Source organism: Puribacter membranae (assembly GCF_055380425.1).
Genome location: NZ_AP040167.1, coordinates 177,569 through 194,552 on the forward strand (window position 1 = coordinate 177,569; position 16,984 = coordinate 194,552).

Below are 16,984 nucleotides of genomic sequence, written 5' to 3' on the forward strand. Positions count from 1 at the left end.
TTATAGCGATTTTTCGGGCAAAAATTGTTTGAGAGCCGAATAAGTTTCGGTCGATAAATCGTTTTTTTGTGGTTTTGCACTTTGGCGGTGTGGGATCGTTTTTTCAGAAAGTGCTTGATGTCCAATAATCCTTCTCCAGAGCAGTTTCGTCGCGGTATCTTCGCCGGTGTGGGTGCGGGTGCGATGTGGGGACTGGTGTTTCTGTATCCACGCTTGGTGCCGGAATTCTCGCCGATGTCGCTGATGGTGTTGCGCTATATTTGCTATGGTTTGTTTGCTGTTTTGCTGTCGTGGCGCGCGCTGCGCGATGTGTGGGGGCGTTTGCAGGGGCAGGACTGGCGCATGCTGGTGAAAATTTCTTTGCAGGCAAATATTTTATATTATGTGTGTTTGGCAACGGGGGTGAAGTTCGGTGGAATCGCGCCGACGACGCTGATTATCGGGATGTTGCCGGTGACCATCGCGCTGCTGGGGCGCAATGATGTGGGGTCGCTGCCTTGGAAACGAATGATTGCGCCGATTGCTTTGATGGCGATGGGGATTATGGTGATTAGCTATGATTTGTTTACGCATGCGAGCGATCATTTGGATAGTTCTGCATGGCAGCGTGGTTTGGCGCTGTTCGCAGCGACGGCGGCTTTGGTACTCTGGACGTTGGCGGCGGTGAATAATGCGCGCTATTTGCGCAGTCACAATGCGATTGATCCCCGTACGTGGTCGGATTTGTGCGGCGTGGTGACCGGGCTGTTGGCGTTGGTGATGCTGGGCGTGGGTTTGGTTTGGGCGCAATTTTCGCCGAGCAGTATTTTTGCGATTAGCACGGATGCGAATTTGCCGTGGTTGAAGTTTTTATTGATTGGTGGCGTGGTGATTGCTTTTTGCGCGTCGTGGCTGGGCAATATTTTGTGGAATGTCGCCAGTCATTTGCTGCCGATCAGTTTGACGGGGCAGTTGATTATATCGGAAACCTTGTTTTCGCTGATTTATGGTTTTGTTTATGATGGACGTTGGCCGCGAGTGCTCGAATGGCTGGCGATGAGCTTGGCGCTGGGGGGCGTGGTGTGGGCGATTCGCCTGCATGCGGATAAAGGCGGTGAAATTTCCGAGGAAGCGGCGCAGGTGCATTGATGTCACCCATCAAAACCGTTTGTACGCAATGACGACGGTGATGCTGTTGAGCGAGATTGTTCGTGGGTAAGCGAAGTCATCGTGCAGACGGTGTCAGCGTTTTCGTTTGTTTTTTGTCTCGGTTCCTCATACTGAGGTAGTTTGAGTATTTTTTGCAACATCTTATTAAATTCAATTGACAATCATTCTCATTTGCATTTAAAATTTTCTCACTTAAACACAAAGGGAGTAAATAATGAGTGCAAAACAATGGCGTTTGTTGGGTCTGGGAGCGGTGGTTATGAGTGCCGTGGCATTTTCCGCATGTGGTCAAAAACCACAGGCATCCGCAAATCCGGCGCAAGCGACGCCAGCCGCCGATGATGGCAAGGCTTTAACCGTCTACAGCGCGCGCGCCGAGCAACTGATTCAGCCGATTTTGGATCAATACACGCAGGAAACCGGCGTGAAGTTCAAGCTGGTTTCAGACAAAGAGGGCGTGTTGATGGAGCGCATGAAAACCGAGGGCGCGCAGTCGCCCGCTGATCTGTTGATTACCGTCGATGCGGGCAATTTGTGGCAGGCGGCACAAGCCGGTCTGCTCCAGCCGGTGCAATCGAAAGTTTTGAGCGACAATATTCCGGCGCATTTGCGTGACCCTGAGAATAAATGGTTCGGTCTGTCGGTGCGTGCGCGCACGATTTTTTACAACACCGCCAAGGTCAAGCCCGAACAGCTCTCCAGCTATCAAAATTTGGCTGATGCGCAATGGAAAGGCAAGCTGTGTCTGCGTACTTCGAAAAAAGTCTACAACCAATCCTTAGTTGCCATGATGATGAGTGAAGACGGCGAGCCGAAAACCGAAGCGATCGTGAAAGGCTGGGTGGCGAATCTGGCAACCGAGGTATTCCCCGATGACACCAAATTGCTCGAAGCCATCGGCTCGGGTCAATGCGAGGTCGGTATTGCCAATACTTATTACTATGGTCGCTTGATGGGTAAATCGCCTGATCTGCCGATTGGTATTTTCTGGGCGAATCAGCAGCTCAAAGGCACGCATGTGAATGTCTCCGGCGCAGGTGTGGCGGCGCATAGCAAACACAAGGATGAAGCGGTCAAATTACTCGAATGGCTGTCCTCGGACAAGGCGCAAGGCACATTTGCCGGCAGTAATATGGAATATCCGGTGAACCCGAAGGTGCCTGCGGATGCGAAAGTCGCGGCGTGGGGTACATTTAAGCAAGACAGCAATAACATCTCTGCGGCCGGACGCGATCAGGCCAAAGCGGTGATGTTGATGGATCGTGCGGGTTATAAGTAAATACACGCAAATACAGCGTGTTTTGAATGAGATTTCATTCAGCATTTAGGTGAGGCGTCGATCGGTTTGAGAGTGATCTCAAACCGATTTGGCGTTTTATTGAGAAATAGGGGCGATGGTTATATGGACAGTGCAGTGACGAAAGGTGCGATGAATTGATGCGGATAAATTCGGGCGGCGTATGGTTTTGGCGCGTGGTGCTGCTGAGTCTGTGCGCCCTGACTTTAATTCCTTTGTCGGGGCTGTTGCAATGGGACGGCGTGGATCGCACGGTTTGGGCGCATCTGTGGGCGTATCAAGTGCCGACGCTGTTGCGCAATACCACGGTGCTGTTATTTGGCGTGGGTTTTGGTGTACTGCTGCTCGGGATTTCGTGTGCGTGGCTGGTTAGTTTTTATGAGTTTCCTTTGCGCGGTGTGTTGCGCTGGTTATTGATGTTGCCGATGGCGATGCCGGCGTATGTGCTGGCGTTTGCCCTGCTGGGTGTATTTGACTATTCGGGCGGCGTGCAAACGTATTTGCGCACGCATGGCGTGGATGCTTCGGCTTGGCTGGATTTGCGCTCGGATTGGGGCGTGGTGCTGGTGCTGAGTTTGGCGCTGTATCCGTATGTGTATCTGCTGGCGCAGGAGGGTTTCGCGCATCTGGGCGTGCGCGTGCAGGAGGTCGGTCAGTCGCTGGGCTTGTCTCCGTGGCAGTCGTTTTGGCGCGTGGTGTTGCCGAGTACGCGGCCGTGGTGGATGGGTGGCTTGGGTCTGGCTTTGATGGAGACGCTGGCGGATTTTGGTACGGTGTCTACCTTGGGTTTTGATACGTTTACCACGGCGATTTATAAGGCGTGGTTTGCGTTGTTTTCGTTTCAGAGCGCGCAGCAGTTGGCCTCGTTGATGATCGTGCTGGTGTTTGCTTTGCTGTGGTTGGAGTTGCGCGCACGCGGTCATCGCCGTTATCAGGCTTTGGGACGAACCGCGCCGATTGTGCGCCAAAAGCTGTCTTTTTGGGGGCAAGTGGGTGTGAGCGTGTGGCTTTGGGGGATTTTGAGTCTGGCGTGTTTTGTGCCCGTGGCGCAATTGTTGGTGTGGGTCGGTGCGCAAACACAGTTGAATTGGGCGCGGGTTGGCTCGCTGTTGGGGCAGTCGTTGTTGCTCGGTGTTTTGGCGGCGTTGGTGGTGGTGCTGTTGGCGTCCATGCTGGCGTATGCGCGGCGTTATGCGCATCTGCGCGGGCAGTCGGTTCTGGTGCAAATCGCGACCTTGGGTTATGCGGTTCCCGGCTCGATTTTGGCGGTGGCGTTTTTCACGCCGATGGCTTTTTTGGATCGGATGCTGTTGAACTTGGGTTGGTTGGATGCGGGTGAGGTGTTGTTTCGTGGCTCGCTGATGGCTTTGTTACTGGCGTATGCGACGCGCTTTTTGGCGGTGGCGCATGCGTCGGTGGAGAGCGGTTTGCAGCGCATGGGACGACATCATGAGGAGGTGGCGCAGAGCTTGGGCGTGGCGGGATTTGCTTTGTGGCGGCGGGTGCATTGGCCGTTGCTGTATTCGAGTCTGCTCACGGCGGGGTTGATGGTCGCGGTCGATGTGATGAAGGAAATGCCGATGACGCTGATGGCGCGTCCGACCGGCTGGGATACCTTGGCGACGCAGATTTTTGCTTATACCAGCGAGGGAGATTGGCATAACGCGGCGTTGCCGTCTTTGCTATTGGTGTTGATCGGGCTGATTCCGGTGGGTTTGCTGGCATGGCAAATGCGGCGGCGATTTTGAGGGGGGAGCGTAGGATGGGGCATGCTTATTTGGCGGTGCGTGACATTGCGGTGGATTATGGGCATAAGGCACTCGGTCGAGGCCACAATCGAGGGCAAAACGCGCGCAACGTCGTGCTGTCGAATTTGTCTGTGCAGTTGGCACAAAGGGAAATCGGTTGCCTGCTTGGTGCATCCGGCTGCGGTAAGTCCACGGTGCTGCGCGCAATTGCCGGATTTGTCGCCATTGGCGCGGGGCAGATTGAGCTGAATCGGCGGTGCTTGGCAGCAGATGGCTTGCATACGCCGGCGCATGCGCGTGCGGTTGGCATGGTGTTTCAGGATTACGCGTTGTTTCCGCATTTGAATGTGGCGGATAATGTCGCGTTTGGCTTGTCGGCTTGGTCAAAAGCCGAGCGTGCCGAGCGCGTGCGTTATTTGCTCGAATTAACGAAATTACAGGACTACGCGCGTAGCTACCCGCACCAACTCTCGGGTGGCCAGCAACAGCGCGTGGCGCTGGCTCGGGCGCTTGCACCCAAACCGCAATTGTTGCTATTGGATGAGCCGTTCTCCAACCTCGATGTGGCTTTGCGTGCGCAACTGGCGCACGAGGTGCGTGCATTGCTCAAGCACGAAGGCACCACCGCGCTGTGGGTCACGCACGATCAGATTGAAGCCTTTCATGTCGCCGATCAAATCGGCGTGATGGAGGGCGGTGCGATTGTGCAGTGGGACACGCCGTATGCGCTGTACCACGCGCCGAAAACGCGCGAAATTGCCTCGTTTATCGGACAAAGTGTATTGCTCTCGGCGCGTGCGACGAGCAAACACACGATTGAGGTCGCTGAATTTGGCGAGTATCCGAGCGCCAGAGCTTTGACAACCGGGCAAGCGGTTCAGGTGCTTTTGCGGCCGGATGATGTGATACACGACGATCATGCGCCGATTCGCGCGCAGATCGAGGACAAACACTTTCACGGCGCGAATTTTATTTACCACCTGCGTTTACGCGACGGTCAGCGGATTTTGGCGCATGTCCCGTCGCACCACAATCACGCGGTGGGTGAGTCCATCGGCGTGCGTTTGGATTTAAATCATTTGGTGGTGTTTGATTAAGGTAGTCGTAGATACCGCTTCTGTTGGTGAGCAAGACGGTATTCACAGATTATGAACAATATGCTGAATGAGCTACGTAGATCGGATACCCGTATCCAACCTACGTTGATACAGCCCCAAAACAATCTGCGTGATTATTTTTTCCACACAATTCGATAATTCACCAACACATCCGCGCTGAGTAGGAATAGCAACAATAAGCCTTGAAACAGCATGCTCACCGACTGAGGCAGGCTCATGGAAATTTGCAGCGCTTCGCCGCCGAGGGTGAGCAGCGCCATCAGCAGCGCGCCGAGCAGAACGCCAATCGGATGCAAGCGCCCCAAAAAGGCGACGATGATGGCGGTGAAGCCATAGCCCGGGCGCCAGCTCTCTTGCAATTGACCGACTGGGCCGGCGACTTCGAGCGCACCGGCCAAACCAGCCAAGCCGCCGCTGATCAGCAGCGCCAGCCAAATCAAACGGTTGGTTTTAAAACCAGCGTAGTTGGCTGCCTTGGGTGCAAGCCCCGCGACGGTCATTTGAAAGCCGATGAAGGAGCGTTTGACGAACAGCCACATCAGCGGCACGGCCAGTAGTATCAATAAAACGCCGACATGCAAGCGCGTGGTTTCGAGCGCTGGCAACCATTGACCAAGCAGTGGCAGCGTCGCGTGCGCAGGGAACATTTGTGATTGTGGAAAACCCGCGCCCATCGGGTCTTGCAGCGGGGCGGTGTTGTCCACAGTGCCGACCAGTAAATATTGCAACAGGCTTTGCGCCACATACACCAGCATCAATGTGGTCAGAATTTCATTGGCGTTGAACTGTGTGCGCATCCATGCGGCCAAACCCGCCCACACCATGCCGCCGACGATACCGGCGAGAATCATCAGCACGACCAGCGCGCCCGAGGTGATGCTGTTTTGCGCGTAGACCATGACGGCGGTGGCGAAAATCCCACCCATGACCAATTGGCCTTCCGCGCCGATATTCCATACCTGTGCGCGGTAGGCGACCGCCAAACCCAGACCGATCAAGCATAGCGGCAGGGCTTTGAGCAGCCACTCGCTGATACCGTAGACGGAGGACAGCGGCTCGATAAAGTAGGCTTTAAACGCGATTTGCGGATCCACACCCAACAGCATGAAAATAGCCAAACCCGCAATCAGCGTGGCAATGACGACGATCAGCGGTACGATGAACTGCATACGCAATGACGGCTCTGGGCGAGGAACGAGTTTGAATGGGATGAGCATGGTGTGCTGTGCTTATATCGTTGATGGGTTAGGCCGAAGCGGTGTTTTGTGTTGGATGGTTTTCAAACAACCCTGACATCCACAGGCCGATTTGTTCGGGCGTGGTATCCTCGGTCGGGCAGGTCGGCGATACGCGACCATGTGCGATGACGGCAATGCGATCGGCGATTTGGAAAATTTCTTCCAATTCCTCGGAAATCAGCAAAATAGCCACGCCTTCTGCGGCCAGATCAAGCAGGCGCTGGCGTAAAAACGCGGATGCGCCGACGTCCACGCCCCAAGTCGGCTGCGCCACGATCATGAGTTTGGGCGCGAGCAAAATTTCGCGCCCCATGATGAATTTTTGCAAATTGCCACCGGACAGACTGCTGGCGGTGCTTTGGTTGCCTTGGCATTTGACTTGAAACTCTTGGATGCAGCGATCGGCTAATTCGCGGGTTTTTTTACGTTGAATCAGGCCGCGACGCAGCATACCGAACTTGGGTGATTGATAGGCGGTCAGCAGGGCGTTTTCGGCCAAACTCATGGCGGGAACGGCGCCTTTGCCGAGACGCTCTTCGGGTACGAAACACAGTCCCAGCCCCAAGTTGCGCCGTTGCGCCGCGTCCATGTGACCGGCACTTTGTCCCATAATTTGCACCATATCGGCGCGCGCGGCGCGCTTTTCACCGGACAAGGCGGCGAGTAATTCGGCTTGTCCGTTGCCCGAAACGCCCGCAATCCCGAGAATTTCACCGGCGCGCACGGACAGGTTGACCCCGGATAAATCGACACCGAACGGATCGTCGGTCGGCATGGATAAGTTGTTGATTTGCAATCGAATATCGCCGGTTTCGTGCGAAGCGTGCTCGTACTGCGGCAAGGCGCGACCGATCATCAATTGCGCCATGGTCTCGACGGTTTCTTCTTTAGGGGTGCATTCGCCCGATACAGCGCCGTGGCGCAGCACGGTTGCGCTGTCGCATAGACTTTGGATTTCATCGAGTTTGTGGCTGATATACAAAATACTGCAACCCTCGGAGGCCAGTTGGCGCAGGGTGACGAAGAGTTTCTCGACCGCTTGCGGCGTGAGCACCGAGGTTGGCTCGTCCATAATCAGAAGTTTGGGATTTTGTAGCAGACAGCGCACGATTTCGACGCGTTGCCGCTCACCGACTGATAAATCATGTACCAGTCGTTGCGGCGCAATCGGCAGACCATAATGCTCGGACACCTGTTTGATGCGCTCGGACAGTACGCTCATCGACGTTTTTTCATCCATGGCCAGCGCGATATTCTCGACCACGGTCAGGGTTTCAAACAGCGAAAAGTGCTGAAACACCATGCCGATGCCGAGTGCGCGCGCTTGCGCAGGAGATTTGATTTGAACTTCCTGTCCGTCCCAGAGGATTTTACCTGCGTCCGGCTGGGTTACGCCGTAGATCATTTTCATCAGCGTGGATTTGCCCGCGCCGTTTTCGCCCAGTACGGCGTGAATTTCACCCGGTGCGACGGACAGGCTGACGTTGTCATTGGCACGCATGGTGCCGTAGATTTTGGTCATGCCTTGCAGTTCAATGCGAGCGGGAGTGGCGGTATGGTGTGCAGTCATGGTGAATCACATTAGTGTGCAGGGGATTTTTTCGGCGTGAATTTGCTCACGAGGGTAACGACGAGTAAAACCAGCGCACCGACGATCGTGCCGACGATCAAATCCATAAAGATACTGGAGATGGTTTGCAACCAAGATGGTACGCTGTGAGCGACCACTTCATAAAGATGGTGGACGCCGAAGCTATGCGGCAAGTTGTGCGCAATGATGCTGCCGCCGACGAGGAACATCGCCAGCGTGCCGATAAAGGCCAAAGCCTTCATCAGGCGTGGCATGATCCATAGGGCGAGTTTGCCGAATGCTTGTGCGATGCTGCTCTTTTTTTGTAATAACCACAAGCCGACGTCATCGAGTTTGACAATGCCGCCGACCAAGCCATATACGCCGACCGTCATCAATAAAGAAATGCCTACCAATACGCCAAGCTGTTGCATGAACGGGCGATCCTGAACCACGCCCAAGGTGATGACAATGATTTCGGCGGAGAGAATAAAGTCGGTACGAACGGCGCCTTTGATTTTTTCTTTCTCATACTGCACCATATCGACGGTTTCATTTTCGATGGCGTTGACCAGCTCGGTGTGGTGTTGTTGGTCTTCTTCTTTTTTGTGCAGAAATTTATGCGCGACTTTTTCAAACCCCTCAAAGCACAAATACGCACCACCGATCATCAGTAAAATGGTGACCAGCCACGGCTGCCATGCCGCCAAAGCGAGCGACAGCGGAACGATGATGGCCTTATTAACGAGCGAGCCTTTGGCAACCGCCCAGACCACGGGTAATTCGCGATTGGCATTGATGCCGGTGACTTGCTGAGCATTCAGCGCCAAATCGTCGCCGAGTACGCCGGCGGTTTTTTTCGCGGCGACTTTGGTCATGACACTGACGTCATCCAGCAATGTGGCAATGTCGTCCAGTAGGGTTAATAAGCTTGCGCCAGCCATATGAGGGTTGTCCTTGGTTGAAAAACGTTAAACCGTAATCATAGCGTCAAACCCCTGAAAATGCATTAAAATTCAGGGAAAAGCCGCACTGGGTAGCAAGGAAATTCTGTTGCAGGAATTCAACAACTGCGAGTGATTTGTGCGTGATTTCGCGGCAGATGCGTAAAAAATCGTCAACCAGAACCGAGCTTAGGGCATTATATGGGGCGTAGGCGGATTGATTGGTATCAATTAGCCTCCCACACAAAGAAATGGAGAACCGAATGAACACTCAATTAGTCAAACGCATTGCCTTGTCCACACTGTTGGTTGGTTTGGCTGCGGGTGCTGTCGCGTATGCGGCCACGTTTGCCGAAGCGGACACCAATGGTGACGGCAAATTGTCGTTGGAAGAGGCTAAAGCCGCGAATCTGCAAGATGTCGTGACCAATTTTAAGAAAATTGACACGGATCGCGACGGCTTCTTGTCCAAAGCGGAGCTGAAAGCCAACCGCTAACCCATTCTTCAACCCATCACGGATCATACGTGAGCAATACCCTGCGAGCACCCGCCGCAGGGTATTTTCGTTATCGTTGCCATACAGCGTAGGCACTATCGCAAAACTACGCTACACTGCGAACTATTTCACACACACAGTCATTATCATGAGCAAAACCTTAAGCTTGGCCAAACGCAGCGGCGACAGCAAAACTGAAAAAGCGGCAGGACAGCGCAGTCCGATTCGCGGTCGCAACCGCAATAACCATGTCACAGGCGCAGGCGCGCATCCAAGTGGTTCGCCGGAAGCACACAAAAAACAAGGCAAACCCAACCCATTCGCGAAAAAATCCGCCGAGTCGAGTCACAATCGCTCGGCACATCCTACACGTCCTACGGCTACTGATCGTCCCGCCCGAGCGGATCGGGGCGATTCATTCGCGGCTAAAGATTCAAAGCCTCGGACATCCGCACGGCCATCGGATCGTTCGGCCAAATTCGACCCCAAAGCCAAGCCAAACAGCGATTCATCCCGCGCACAAGCCCGTACCTCTGCAGGCGCAGGCAGACCTGCGGCAAAAGCTTCAGCAAAGCCCTTGGCCAAAGCGCCACAGACCGTATTGCGTCACGGTAAAGTGCGCGACGGCGTGCGTGAGTTTAGCGATGGGCGTGTGGTTCAACCCAAACGTGGCGCGGGCAATAGCGCTGAGCGCCCCAAAAATCCGAATCTGCAGTTGAAATCGCTGCGTGATGAACGAGCAGCGGCGCAGACGATGCCAACAATGGCACCAAAGGGATCTCAAACGAAGCCATCCATCAGCAACGCCTCTAAGGAAACAGCCGCGCCCGCAGGTATCCGCATTTCCAAATACCTCGCCGATCAAGGCCTGTGTTCGCGCCGCGAAGCCGACGCCTACATTGAAAAAGGCTGGGTCACGGTCAATGGCAAGCGCGCCGAACTCGGACAGCGCGTGCTGCCGCACGAGCGCGTGCAATTGGCGCGCCAAGCGAGCGCTGCGCAAGCGTTGCGCGTCACCATTTTGATCAACAAGCCGGTTGGTTATGTGTCGGGGCAGGCCGAGGATGGCTACGAACCGGCGGTGAGCTTGATCACGGCGGACAATCAATGGGAAGACGCGCCGTTTCAACAGGATTTTGAGTTCAAACATCTACGCGGACTGGCTCCGGCAGGGCGTCTGGACATCGACTCGGTTGGCCTGCTCGTGCTCACGCAAGATGGACGCGTGGCCAAACAATTGATCGGAGAAGACAGCGAGATTGACAAAGAATACCTCGTTCGGGTGGAAGGCGAATTGATTGATAATGGTTTGCAGCTGCTCAATCACGGTTTGGAACTGGACGGCGTGCCACTGCGCCGTGCGCAAGTGAGCTGGCAAAATGAGGATCAACTACGCTTCGTGCTGCGCGAGGGAAAAAAACGCCAGATTCGCCGCATGTGCGAGCTGGTCGGGCTGAAAGTGGTGGGTCTGAAACGCATCCGCATTGGCAAGGTCAAACTGGGCAATCTACCGACGGGCAAATGGCGTTATTTGGCTGAAGATGAGGTTTTTTGACTCTATAAATCTGTGATGCAATGATTGGAAATGACTGAAGGGATGGCGTAAAAATCGCCATCCCTTTTATTATTGATAGCACCTATTTGATCTCACTTGCGCTGGTAAAATCTGCTGTGTATGATGCAGCGAAGGTAAAAATTGTTGGCATTGTCGCTCATCGCTGGTGGTTCATACTGCGCAGTGGCGAAATTAAAAAGGGAGAAACATCATGTACACATCATTCCAATCACATCTGCAAAACGAATTACAGGCCATTGAACAGGCCGGTTTGTATAAAAACGAGCGCATTATTGTGTCGCCACAGGGTGCGGTGATTCGCGTCGCGGACGGACAAGAGGTACTGAATTTTTGTGCGAACAATTATCTGGGTTTGTCCAATAGCCCCGAGCTGAAACAGGCAGCGAAAGACGCGATTGACAGTCATGGTTACGGCGTATCGTCGGTGCGTTTCATCTGCGGCACGCAGGACGTACATAAGCAACTTGAATCCGCCATCGCGCAGTTTTTCGGCACCGAGGACACGATTTTGTACGCCGCGTGTTTTGATGCGAACGGTGGGGTGTTCGAGCCGCTGCTGACCGAGCAGGATGCGATCATTTCCGATGCGCTGAATCACGCTTCGATCATCGACGGCGTGCGCTTGTGCAAGGCGCAACGCTACCGCTACGCCAACGCCGACATGGCTGATCTGGAAGCACAATTGCAAAAAGCGCAGGCGCAACGCTTTCGCCTGATCGTCACCGATGGCGTGTTCTCGATGGATGGTAATGTCGCGCCACTGGACAAAATTTATGCGCTGGCCGAGCAATACGACGCCATGATTATGGTGGACGAATCGCACTCGGCGGGCGTGGTCGGCGATACCGGGCGTGGCGTGACCGAGCGCTATAATCTGCGAGGCAAGGTGGAAATCATTACCGGCACGCTGGGTAAAGCCTTTGGCGGTGCGATTGGTGGATTTACCACCGGCAAAAAAGAAATCATTGACCTGCTGCGTCAGCGTTCGCGCCCGTATTTGTTTTCCAACTCGATTCCGCCGCTGCGCTCGTCCGCTGATCGCGACGCATTGCGTGCCGGCGTACTCGATGGCACGATTGACGCCATCGTCTCCGACCATACCGCAGTCAATGCCGATGCCAAATCTCTGCCGGTCGGTCAGGCGCAAGCCGGCGCAGTCGGCACGCAATGGCTGCTCAACAGCGTGCTGCATTTTGCCCAAGACACCCGCAGCGACATTGCGCAAGCCCTGAGCCACAGCGTGGCCAAAGCCTATGCCGTGTTGGGCTTACCCGCACCAACGTGGGAAAACGGCGCAGCAGCGAATTTCGTGGTGTTTGACGAAACCGCCCATCAGCCGATCAATGCCGAATACATCATCGGCCAACACACCAACACCCCGTGGCTGGGCTATGAGCTAACCGGACGCATCACACATGTGGTGCATCACGGTGCAGTGGTTTAAGCGATTCCAAAGCCCATAAAAAACCTCCGCTCACATACTGTGTTGCGGAGGTTTTTTCATTGCATCAACCGATCATTTACACGAGTTAACACACATTCAACTCCGATTGAATCTGCTGCGTCGCATGGCGCAGCGCGGTAACGATCCGCTCGTCACCGGCCAGCGCGCCCCACAAATTCGTGTCGGCACAAAAGGCCACAATCGGATCCGACGCTTGGCAAATCGCATGGCCGACGTCGGGATTCATCGCCTGGTCTTCGTATTTAAAGCTGACCTGCCCTTTGTCCCAACGCTGCAAAAACATCAAAAATGCCGCCGGTAAAACGGCCACCGAGCCAAACGGAATGCCTCGTGCAATGCAATCGCGGAACGTCGGTACGACATAACCCGGAATTTTGGAGAAGCCATCCATCGCCACACGCTGGATGGTATCGCGAATCGCCTCGTTACCAAAACGATCCAGCACCACGTCGCGGTATTTCGCCAGATCAATCGGGCTCGGCGACAAGCATGGGATCGCATCGTTGGTCACGTAGTCATACGCCAATTGACGAATCGCCGGATCACGCACCCCTTCGTGAATGTATTGATAACCTTTGAGTGCACCGTTCCACGCGATGCAGCAATGCGTGGCATTAAGCAAGCGAATTTTCGCCTCCTCATAGGCAGACACCGAATCCACCATTTCCACACCAACTTTTTCCCACTCGGGCCGACCGGCACAGAAGTTTTCCTCCACCACCCACTGGATGAAATCCTCCCCCATCAACGCAGCGCCGTCATCCTTCCCAGTCGCAGCCTTGACCCGCGCCCGCACCTCATCAGTCGGACGCGGCGTAATGCGATCCACCATATCGTTCGGACTGGTGGTGTTTTCCTCCACCCACGCGCGCAGCTCAGTATCGCCGATCAAATCGAGGAATTGCAAAAATCCGCCGCGGAATTTATCACCGTTGTGCCGCAAATTATCGCAGCTGAGCAGCGACACCTTGCCCACACCATTGGCAATTCGTGCACGCAAAATCGTCACCAGCGCGCCGTAAATCGTTTGCCCGACCTGCCCCGCACGCACACGCTCTATGTCTGCCTGCAAGTCGGTGAAACTCAAATCCAAGCGGTTTTGATCGTCCAGATAGTAGCCCGCTTCGGTCACGGTGAAGGAGATGATGCCAGTCGCCGGATGCGCGCCGATTTCCACCAATCCGGCGAGCGACGGCTCGTACGGGATGGCGTAGTGAATCGCATTGATCGTGTCATAACGATGCACACCCGCAGGTGAAATCGTTTCCAGAAAATAGTACCCTTGGCGTTTGAGTGCGTCAATCACCTCAACCATATCGGCACGCAAATGACCGCCGGCGAGCACCCAGCGCTCGTCCCCTGCATCCAATAACCTTTGAATATAAACCGCCTGATGTGCTCGGTGAAACGAGCCAAGCCCCAAATGCAACATCACACGGCTACTTGGATTAAAACTCATGATAACACCCTCTTTCCTTATGAAAGCCGACGGGTAATGAGCATAGATACAGGCACTCAGGTTGGACGCATCCCAATCGACTTGAGCTGACAAAAACCTTAAAAACCGCACGAGCAAACGATACAACCCTCATTGTTGGATGAATATTTTTCAATCCATCATTAGACAGGATTTTATTAAATCGTTTACATATTGAGCTATATCATACGCCGAAAATATAAATTTGCAATCACGAATTGATCCACTTACCGCCCACTTGCCACCAGAATCCCAAACACTAACGATCGCAGAACCCCAATTGCTCCAATCGCATCTCCGTGCATAAAAACACCCTCATTTCAATCATTTCGTGCATCATTAAATATGGCATAATGAACAAAAATTCACTGATATAGGTCTTGCCATGCCACGACGCAAAGCCACCCTCTCCGCACTGGAGGAGCAAAACGCCCTGGCGGTACAGGTTGCGCGTCTGTACTACCATCAGGGACTCACCTCGGACGAAGTCGCGCGTGAGCTCAATCTCTCCCGTCCGAAAGTCAGTCGCCTGCTGACATTCGCCAAACAAACCGGCTTGGTCGAAATCCGCATCCACGACCCTCAGGCATTGCCACTGAGTCTGGAAGCCAAACTCAAGGAGCGCTACCCCTTTCTGACACCGCATGTGGTCAGCGTACCGCTGGGCAGTAGCGAGGACATCTGGCTCGATCGCGTGACGGTGCTGTGCATTTGTGCGAGCGCGGGCGCAGGGTCGGCGTCTTCGGCGATTTCGCTTTGGTAGGCGGCGACGTCAATCAGGGTGTCGGCGATGTCTCGGCGTGCGTCGCGGTCGAGTTGCTGCCACTCGTCGCGGCGGATGCGGATCAGTTCGTCGGTGAGGGTGCGATTGGGCAGCATGGTGGAGAGGTTGTCCCACAGGCGCATTTCGCCTTCAAAATCAAAGGCGACGGTGTCAAAGCCAACGTGGACGTGCAGGCCGCGGCGGGCGAGCATTTCGCTCCACTCCTTGAGGTCTTGACCGCCGATGAAGTTGAACACGGGCATGAGCGGTCGGGCGCACCAGGACAGCAGGGTCAGTTCGTCGCGGTATTTGTTGAGCACCGGTTCGCGCGCGTCGATGACGTAGATGGACATGTCGCTGTGGCGTACTTGGCGGATGACTTTGGCTTCTTGGCTAAAGTCGTTTTGTGCCAGTTCGCTTTGCAAAAAGGTTTCGAGTCGCTCAATGCCGTCCGCGCGCGCGGGGGTGTTTTGCTCCAGCCATTCGAGCAGTCCTGTGGCGTCCTCCAGCCCGGGGGTGTCAAACAGGTGAACCAAATTGGTGTGGTTCAGGCGGATGGTCGCTTGCTCAACGTGGCGCGTGGTGCCTGCTTCGTCCTTGACTTCGCCAAAATGGGTGTTGCGCAACAGTGTGCGCATGAGCGAGGTTTTGCCGGTGTTGGTGTGGCCGACGACGGCGAGATTGAGTGCTTGGGTCATGTCTGCTCGGATTCGGTTGGGGTCGGTGGAATATGCAGGGGGATGTTCAACGGCATCAGGGCCGTTTGCCATAGTGTTTGCCGCTCACGCAGTGGGTCGCCGCCATCGACGGCTTTGTCATCGTTGAGTAAATAGACCCACAAACCGCCTTGCGCTTTTTGTGCAAGGGTTTCCAGTAGGCGCAATGTACCGCGTTCGGGAACCGTCTGCGCGCGAACGCCCAGCAGCAGGGCGACGGGGTGCTGTGCCATTTCGGCCAGCAGTTTGTCGGTGTCGGTGCGTCCGTCGAGATTGCCCCAATGATACCAATCGCGGTTCAGCAGGTTTTGGCTCCACGTCGCGTTGGCGGCGTATTGCGGGGATTCGAGCACGGCGGCAATGGCAAAGGCATCGGCAACGATATTCGGTCGCGTATGCGTGCCGATTTGCTCACGTAGGGTGTCGGCATCAATCACGTGCGCCGGTGTCCACAGGCGTTGTAGCCGTTGATAATACGGCAGCGCCAGCGGTAAGTCGGGTGATTTCGTCGATAAACGCAGGTGGCAAATCAGCCATGCGATCACGCGCGGCACGATACCGTACAGCAGCAGGCTGAGCATGAGCAAAATCGCCCACTGCCGCGCGTCGGCAATCTGTCCGACGGTTTGGTTGTGCGCGACGGTTTGTGCGTCCACGGTGGAAATGCCGAGTTTATTGGGCAGCCAGCTGAGCCAGCCTACCAGTTTGGCGAGCATGTGCGAGTCGAGCAGGGTGCTTTGCCAGTTGAAGGTGTATTGGCGGATGGTGAGCATCAGCGTGATACCGGCGAACAGGCCGGTGAGCGTGGCGAGCCAGAATTGGTGCGACACTTTGCCCCAGTACCAGCGCATATTTGGCTGATGCAGGTGCGCTTCGTACACGTCCACCGCCGACTGCGTCAGGGTGTCTTTGCTGCGGATGAAGGAGAGCGGGTTGAACCATGCGCCTTGCTTGCGCGCGCTTTGGCCTTTACTCATGAGTAGCCAAAACAGCCAGAGCAGCAGCATCAGCCAATTGATGCCCAAAACGCTGACCAATACATAGAAAAAGTTCACTGCGTCGGCATGCATCAACGCCATCGCGGTCATAAAGCCGCTGACCAACCAAAACAGCATGATGAGTTTCACCGCGGTGTGAATGCGCGCGTCGACCTTGTCCAGTGTGCGGCGTAGATGACCGTCGGCGTCAATGCGCTCGGCGCGCAAGCGCAGTTTGTCCGTCCAATCGCCCGCCTCGGTTTTGAGCGATTCGGTGATCGGGTGCGGGTCGGCGGAGAATACATAGCGGCGTTCTTCCAGACGGCGGATCAGTTCAATCAGGGCGTAGGCGGGTTCAATCACGGTTGGCTTTGGCTGTAATGTGTATTTGAGGAATCGGGTTCGGGTGGGGCTATCCAATGAATGCCATTTTAAAGCAATGTTCGTGC

13 protein-coding genes are annotated in these 16,984 nt (G+C 54.9%); 7 read left to right on the forward strand and 6 right to left on the reverse strand.

Translation table 11 applies throughout. From position 1 onward, the window contains the following. Positions 1–117: 117 nt before the first annotated feature. From ACZ41M_RS00845 to ACZ41M_RS00860, 4 genes are all read left to right on the forward strand, one after another. Positions 118–1,128: a DMT family transporter gene (locus tag ACZ41M_RS00845; RefSeq protein ID WP_464730739.1), complete on the forward strand. Its 1,011-nt coding sequence runs from the start codon at positions 118–120 to the stop codon at positions 1,126–1,128. 235 nt (positions 1,129–1,363) lie between these two features. Continuing rightward, positions 1,364–2,428: an extracellular solute-binding protein gene (locus ACZ41M_RS00850; protein ID WP_464730738.1), complete on the forward strand. Its 1,065-nt coding sequence runs from the start codon at positions 1,364–1,366 to the stop codon at positions 2,426–2,428. 158 nt (positions 2,429–2,586) lie between these two features. Next, positions 2,587–4,194: an ABC transporter permease gene (locus ACZ41M_RS00855; protein WP_464730737.1), complete on the forward strand. Its 1,608-nt coding sequence runs from the start codon at positions 2,587–2,589 to the stop codon at positions 4,192–4,194. 14 nt (positions 4,195–4,208) lie between these two features. Further along, positions 4,209–5,291, forward strand: coding sequence for an ABC transporter ATP-binding protein (locus ACZ41M_RS00860; protein ID WP_464730736.1), 1,083 nt, complete (start codon positions 4,209–4,211; stop codon positions 5,289–5,291). A gap of 134 nt (positions 5,292–5,425) precedes the next feature. Here ACZ41M_RS00860 and ACZ41M_RS00865 read toward each other — a convergent pair whose 3' ends face one another. The 3 genes from ACZ41M_RS00865 to ACZ41M_RS00875 are packed head-to-tail and all read right to left on the reverse strand — an operon-like array spanning position 5,426 to position 9,064. After that, positions 5,426–6,529, reverse strand: a complete 1,104-nt coding sequence (locus ACZ41M_RS00865) for an ABC transporter permease (protein WP_464730735.1) — start codon at positions 6,527–6,529, stop codon at positions 5,426–5,428. 28 nt (positions 6,530–6,557) lie between these two features. Beyond that, complete coding sequence (locus ACZ41M_RS00870) at positions 6,558–8,120, reverse strand: ABC transporter ATP-binding protein (protein WP_464730734.1); 1,563 nt, start codon at positions 8,118–8,120, stop codon at positions 6,558–6,560. Between the two features lie 11 nt (positions 8,121–8,131). After that, positions 8,132–9,064, reverse strand: coding sequence for a DUF808 domain-containing protein (locus ACZ41M_RS00875; protein ID WP_464730733.1), 933 nt, complete (start codon positions 9,062–9,064; stop codon positions 8,132–8,134). Between the two features lie 263 nt (positions 9,065–9,327). Between ACZ41M_RS00875 and ACZ41M_RS00880 the strand changes: the two genes are divergently transcribed. The 3 genes from ACZ41M_RS00880 (at position 9,328) to kbl (ending at position 12,581) form a co-directional block, all read left to right on the forward strand. Continuing rightward, entirely contained in the window at positions 9,328–9,561 is a 234-nt protein-coding gene (locus tag ACZ41M_RS00880; protein ID WP_464730732.1) for an EF-hand domain-containing protein, read from the forward strand. Between the two features lie 148 nt (positions 9,562–9,709). Next, positions 9,710–11,116 carry a pseudouridine synthase gene (locus tag ACZ41M_RS00885; protein ID WP_464730731.1) on the forward strand — a complete coding sequence of 469 codons (1,407 nt, stop codon included), beginning with the start codon at positions 9,710–9,712 and terminating at the stop codon, positions 11,114–11,116. A gap of 211 nt (positions 11,117–11,327) precedes the next feature. Next, positions 11,328–12,581, forward strand: coding sequence for a glycine C-acetyltransferase (kbl, locus tag ACZ41M_RS00890; protein ID WP_464730730.1), 1,254 nt, complete (start codon positions 11,328–11,330; stop codon positions 12,579–12,581). A gap of 85 nt (positions 12,582–12,666) precedes the next feature. Here kbl and dalD read toward each other — a convergent pair whose 3' ends face one another. The 3 genes from dalD to ACZ41M_RS00905 form a co-directional block, all read right to left on the reverse strand. Further along, on the reverse strand, positions 12,667–14,061 hold the full coding sequence (gene dalD / locus ACZ41M_RS00895) for a D-arabinitol 4-dehydrogenase (protein WP_464730729.1): 1,395 nt from the start codon (positions 14,059–14,061) through the stop codon (positions 12,667–12,669). Between the two features lie 642 nt (positions 14,062–14,703). Further along, a complete protein-coding gene (locus ACZ41M_RS00900) occupies positions 14,704–15,540 on the reverse strand; it encodes a GTPase domain-containing protein (protein WP_464730728.1) in 837 nt (278 codons plus the stop codon). Further along, positions 15,537–16,955 (reverse strand): DUF2868 domain-containing protein, encoded by a 1,419-nt coding sequence (locus ACZ41M_RS00905; RefSeq protein WP_464730727.1) that lies wholly within the window; start codon positions 16,953–16,955, stop codon positions 15,537–15,539. The genes ACZ41M_RS00900 and ACZ41M_RS00905 overlap by 4 nt, the downstream gene beginning before the upstream one ends. Positions 16,956–16,984: the final 29 nt, after the last annotated feature.

Bases quoted from the DNA above. Each gene is read 5' to 3' on its own strand.
- ACZ41M_RS00845 (WP_464730739.1), top strand. From the start codon at position 118: ATGTCCAATAATCCTTCTCCAGAGCAGTTTCGTCGCGGTATCTTCGCC.
- ACZ41M_RS00850 (WP_464730738.1), top strand. From the start codon at position 1,364: ATGAGTGCAAAACAATGGCGTTTGTTGGGTCTGGGAGCGGTGGTTATG.
- ACZ41M_RS00855 (WP_464730737.1), top strand. From the start codon at position 2,587: ATGCGGATAAATTCGGGCGGCGTATGGTTTTGGCGCGTGGTGCTGCTG.
- ACZ41M_RS00860 (WP_464730736.1), top strand. From the start codon at position 4,209: ATGGGGCATGCTTATTTGGCGGTGCGTGACATTGCGGTGGATTATGGG.
- ACZ41M_RS00865 (WP_464730735.1), bottom strand. From the start codon at position 6,529: ATGCTCATCCCATTCAAACTCGTTCCTCGCCCAGAGCCGTCATTGCGT.
- ACZ41M_RS00870 (WP_464730734.1), bottom strand. From the start codon at position 8,120: ATGACTGCACACCATACCGCCACTCCCGCTCGCATTGAACTGCAAGGC.
- ACZ41M_RS00875 (WP_464730733.1), bottom strand. From the start codon at position 9,064: ATGGCTGGCGCAAGCTTATTAACCCTACTGGACGACATTGCCACATTG.
- ACZ41M_RS00880 (WP_464730732.1), top strand. From the start codon at position 9,328: ATGAACACTCAATTAGTCAAACGCATTGCCTTGTCCACACTGTTGGTT.
- ACZ41M_RS00885 (WP_464730731.1), top strand. From the start codon at position 9,710: ATGAGCAAAACCTTAAGCTTGGCCAAACGCAGCGGCGACAGCAAAACT.
- kbl (WP_464730730.1), top strand. From the start codon at position 11,328: ATGTACACATCATTCCAATCACATCTGCAAAACGAATTACAGGCCATT.
- dalD (WP_464730729.1), bottom strand. From the start codon at position 14,061: ATGAGTTTTAATCCAAGTAGCCGTGTGATGTTGCATTTGGGGCTTGGC.
- ACZ41M_RS00900 (WP_464730728.1), bottom strand. From the start codon at position 15,540: ATGACCCAAGCACTCAATCTCGCCGTCGTCGGCCACACCAACACCGGC.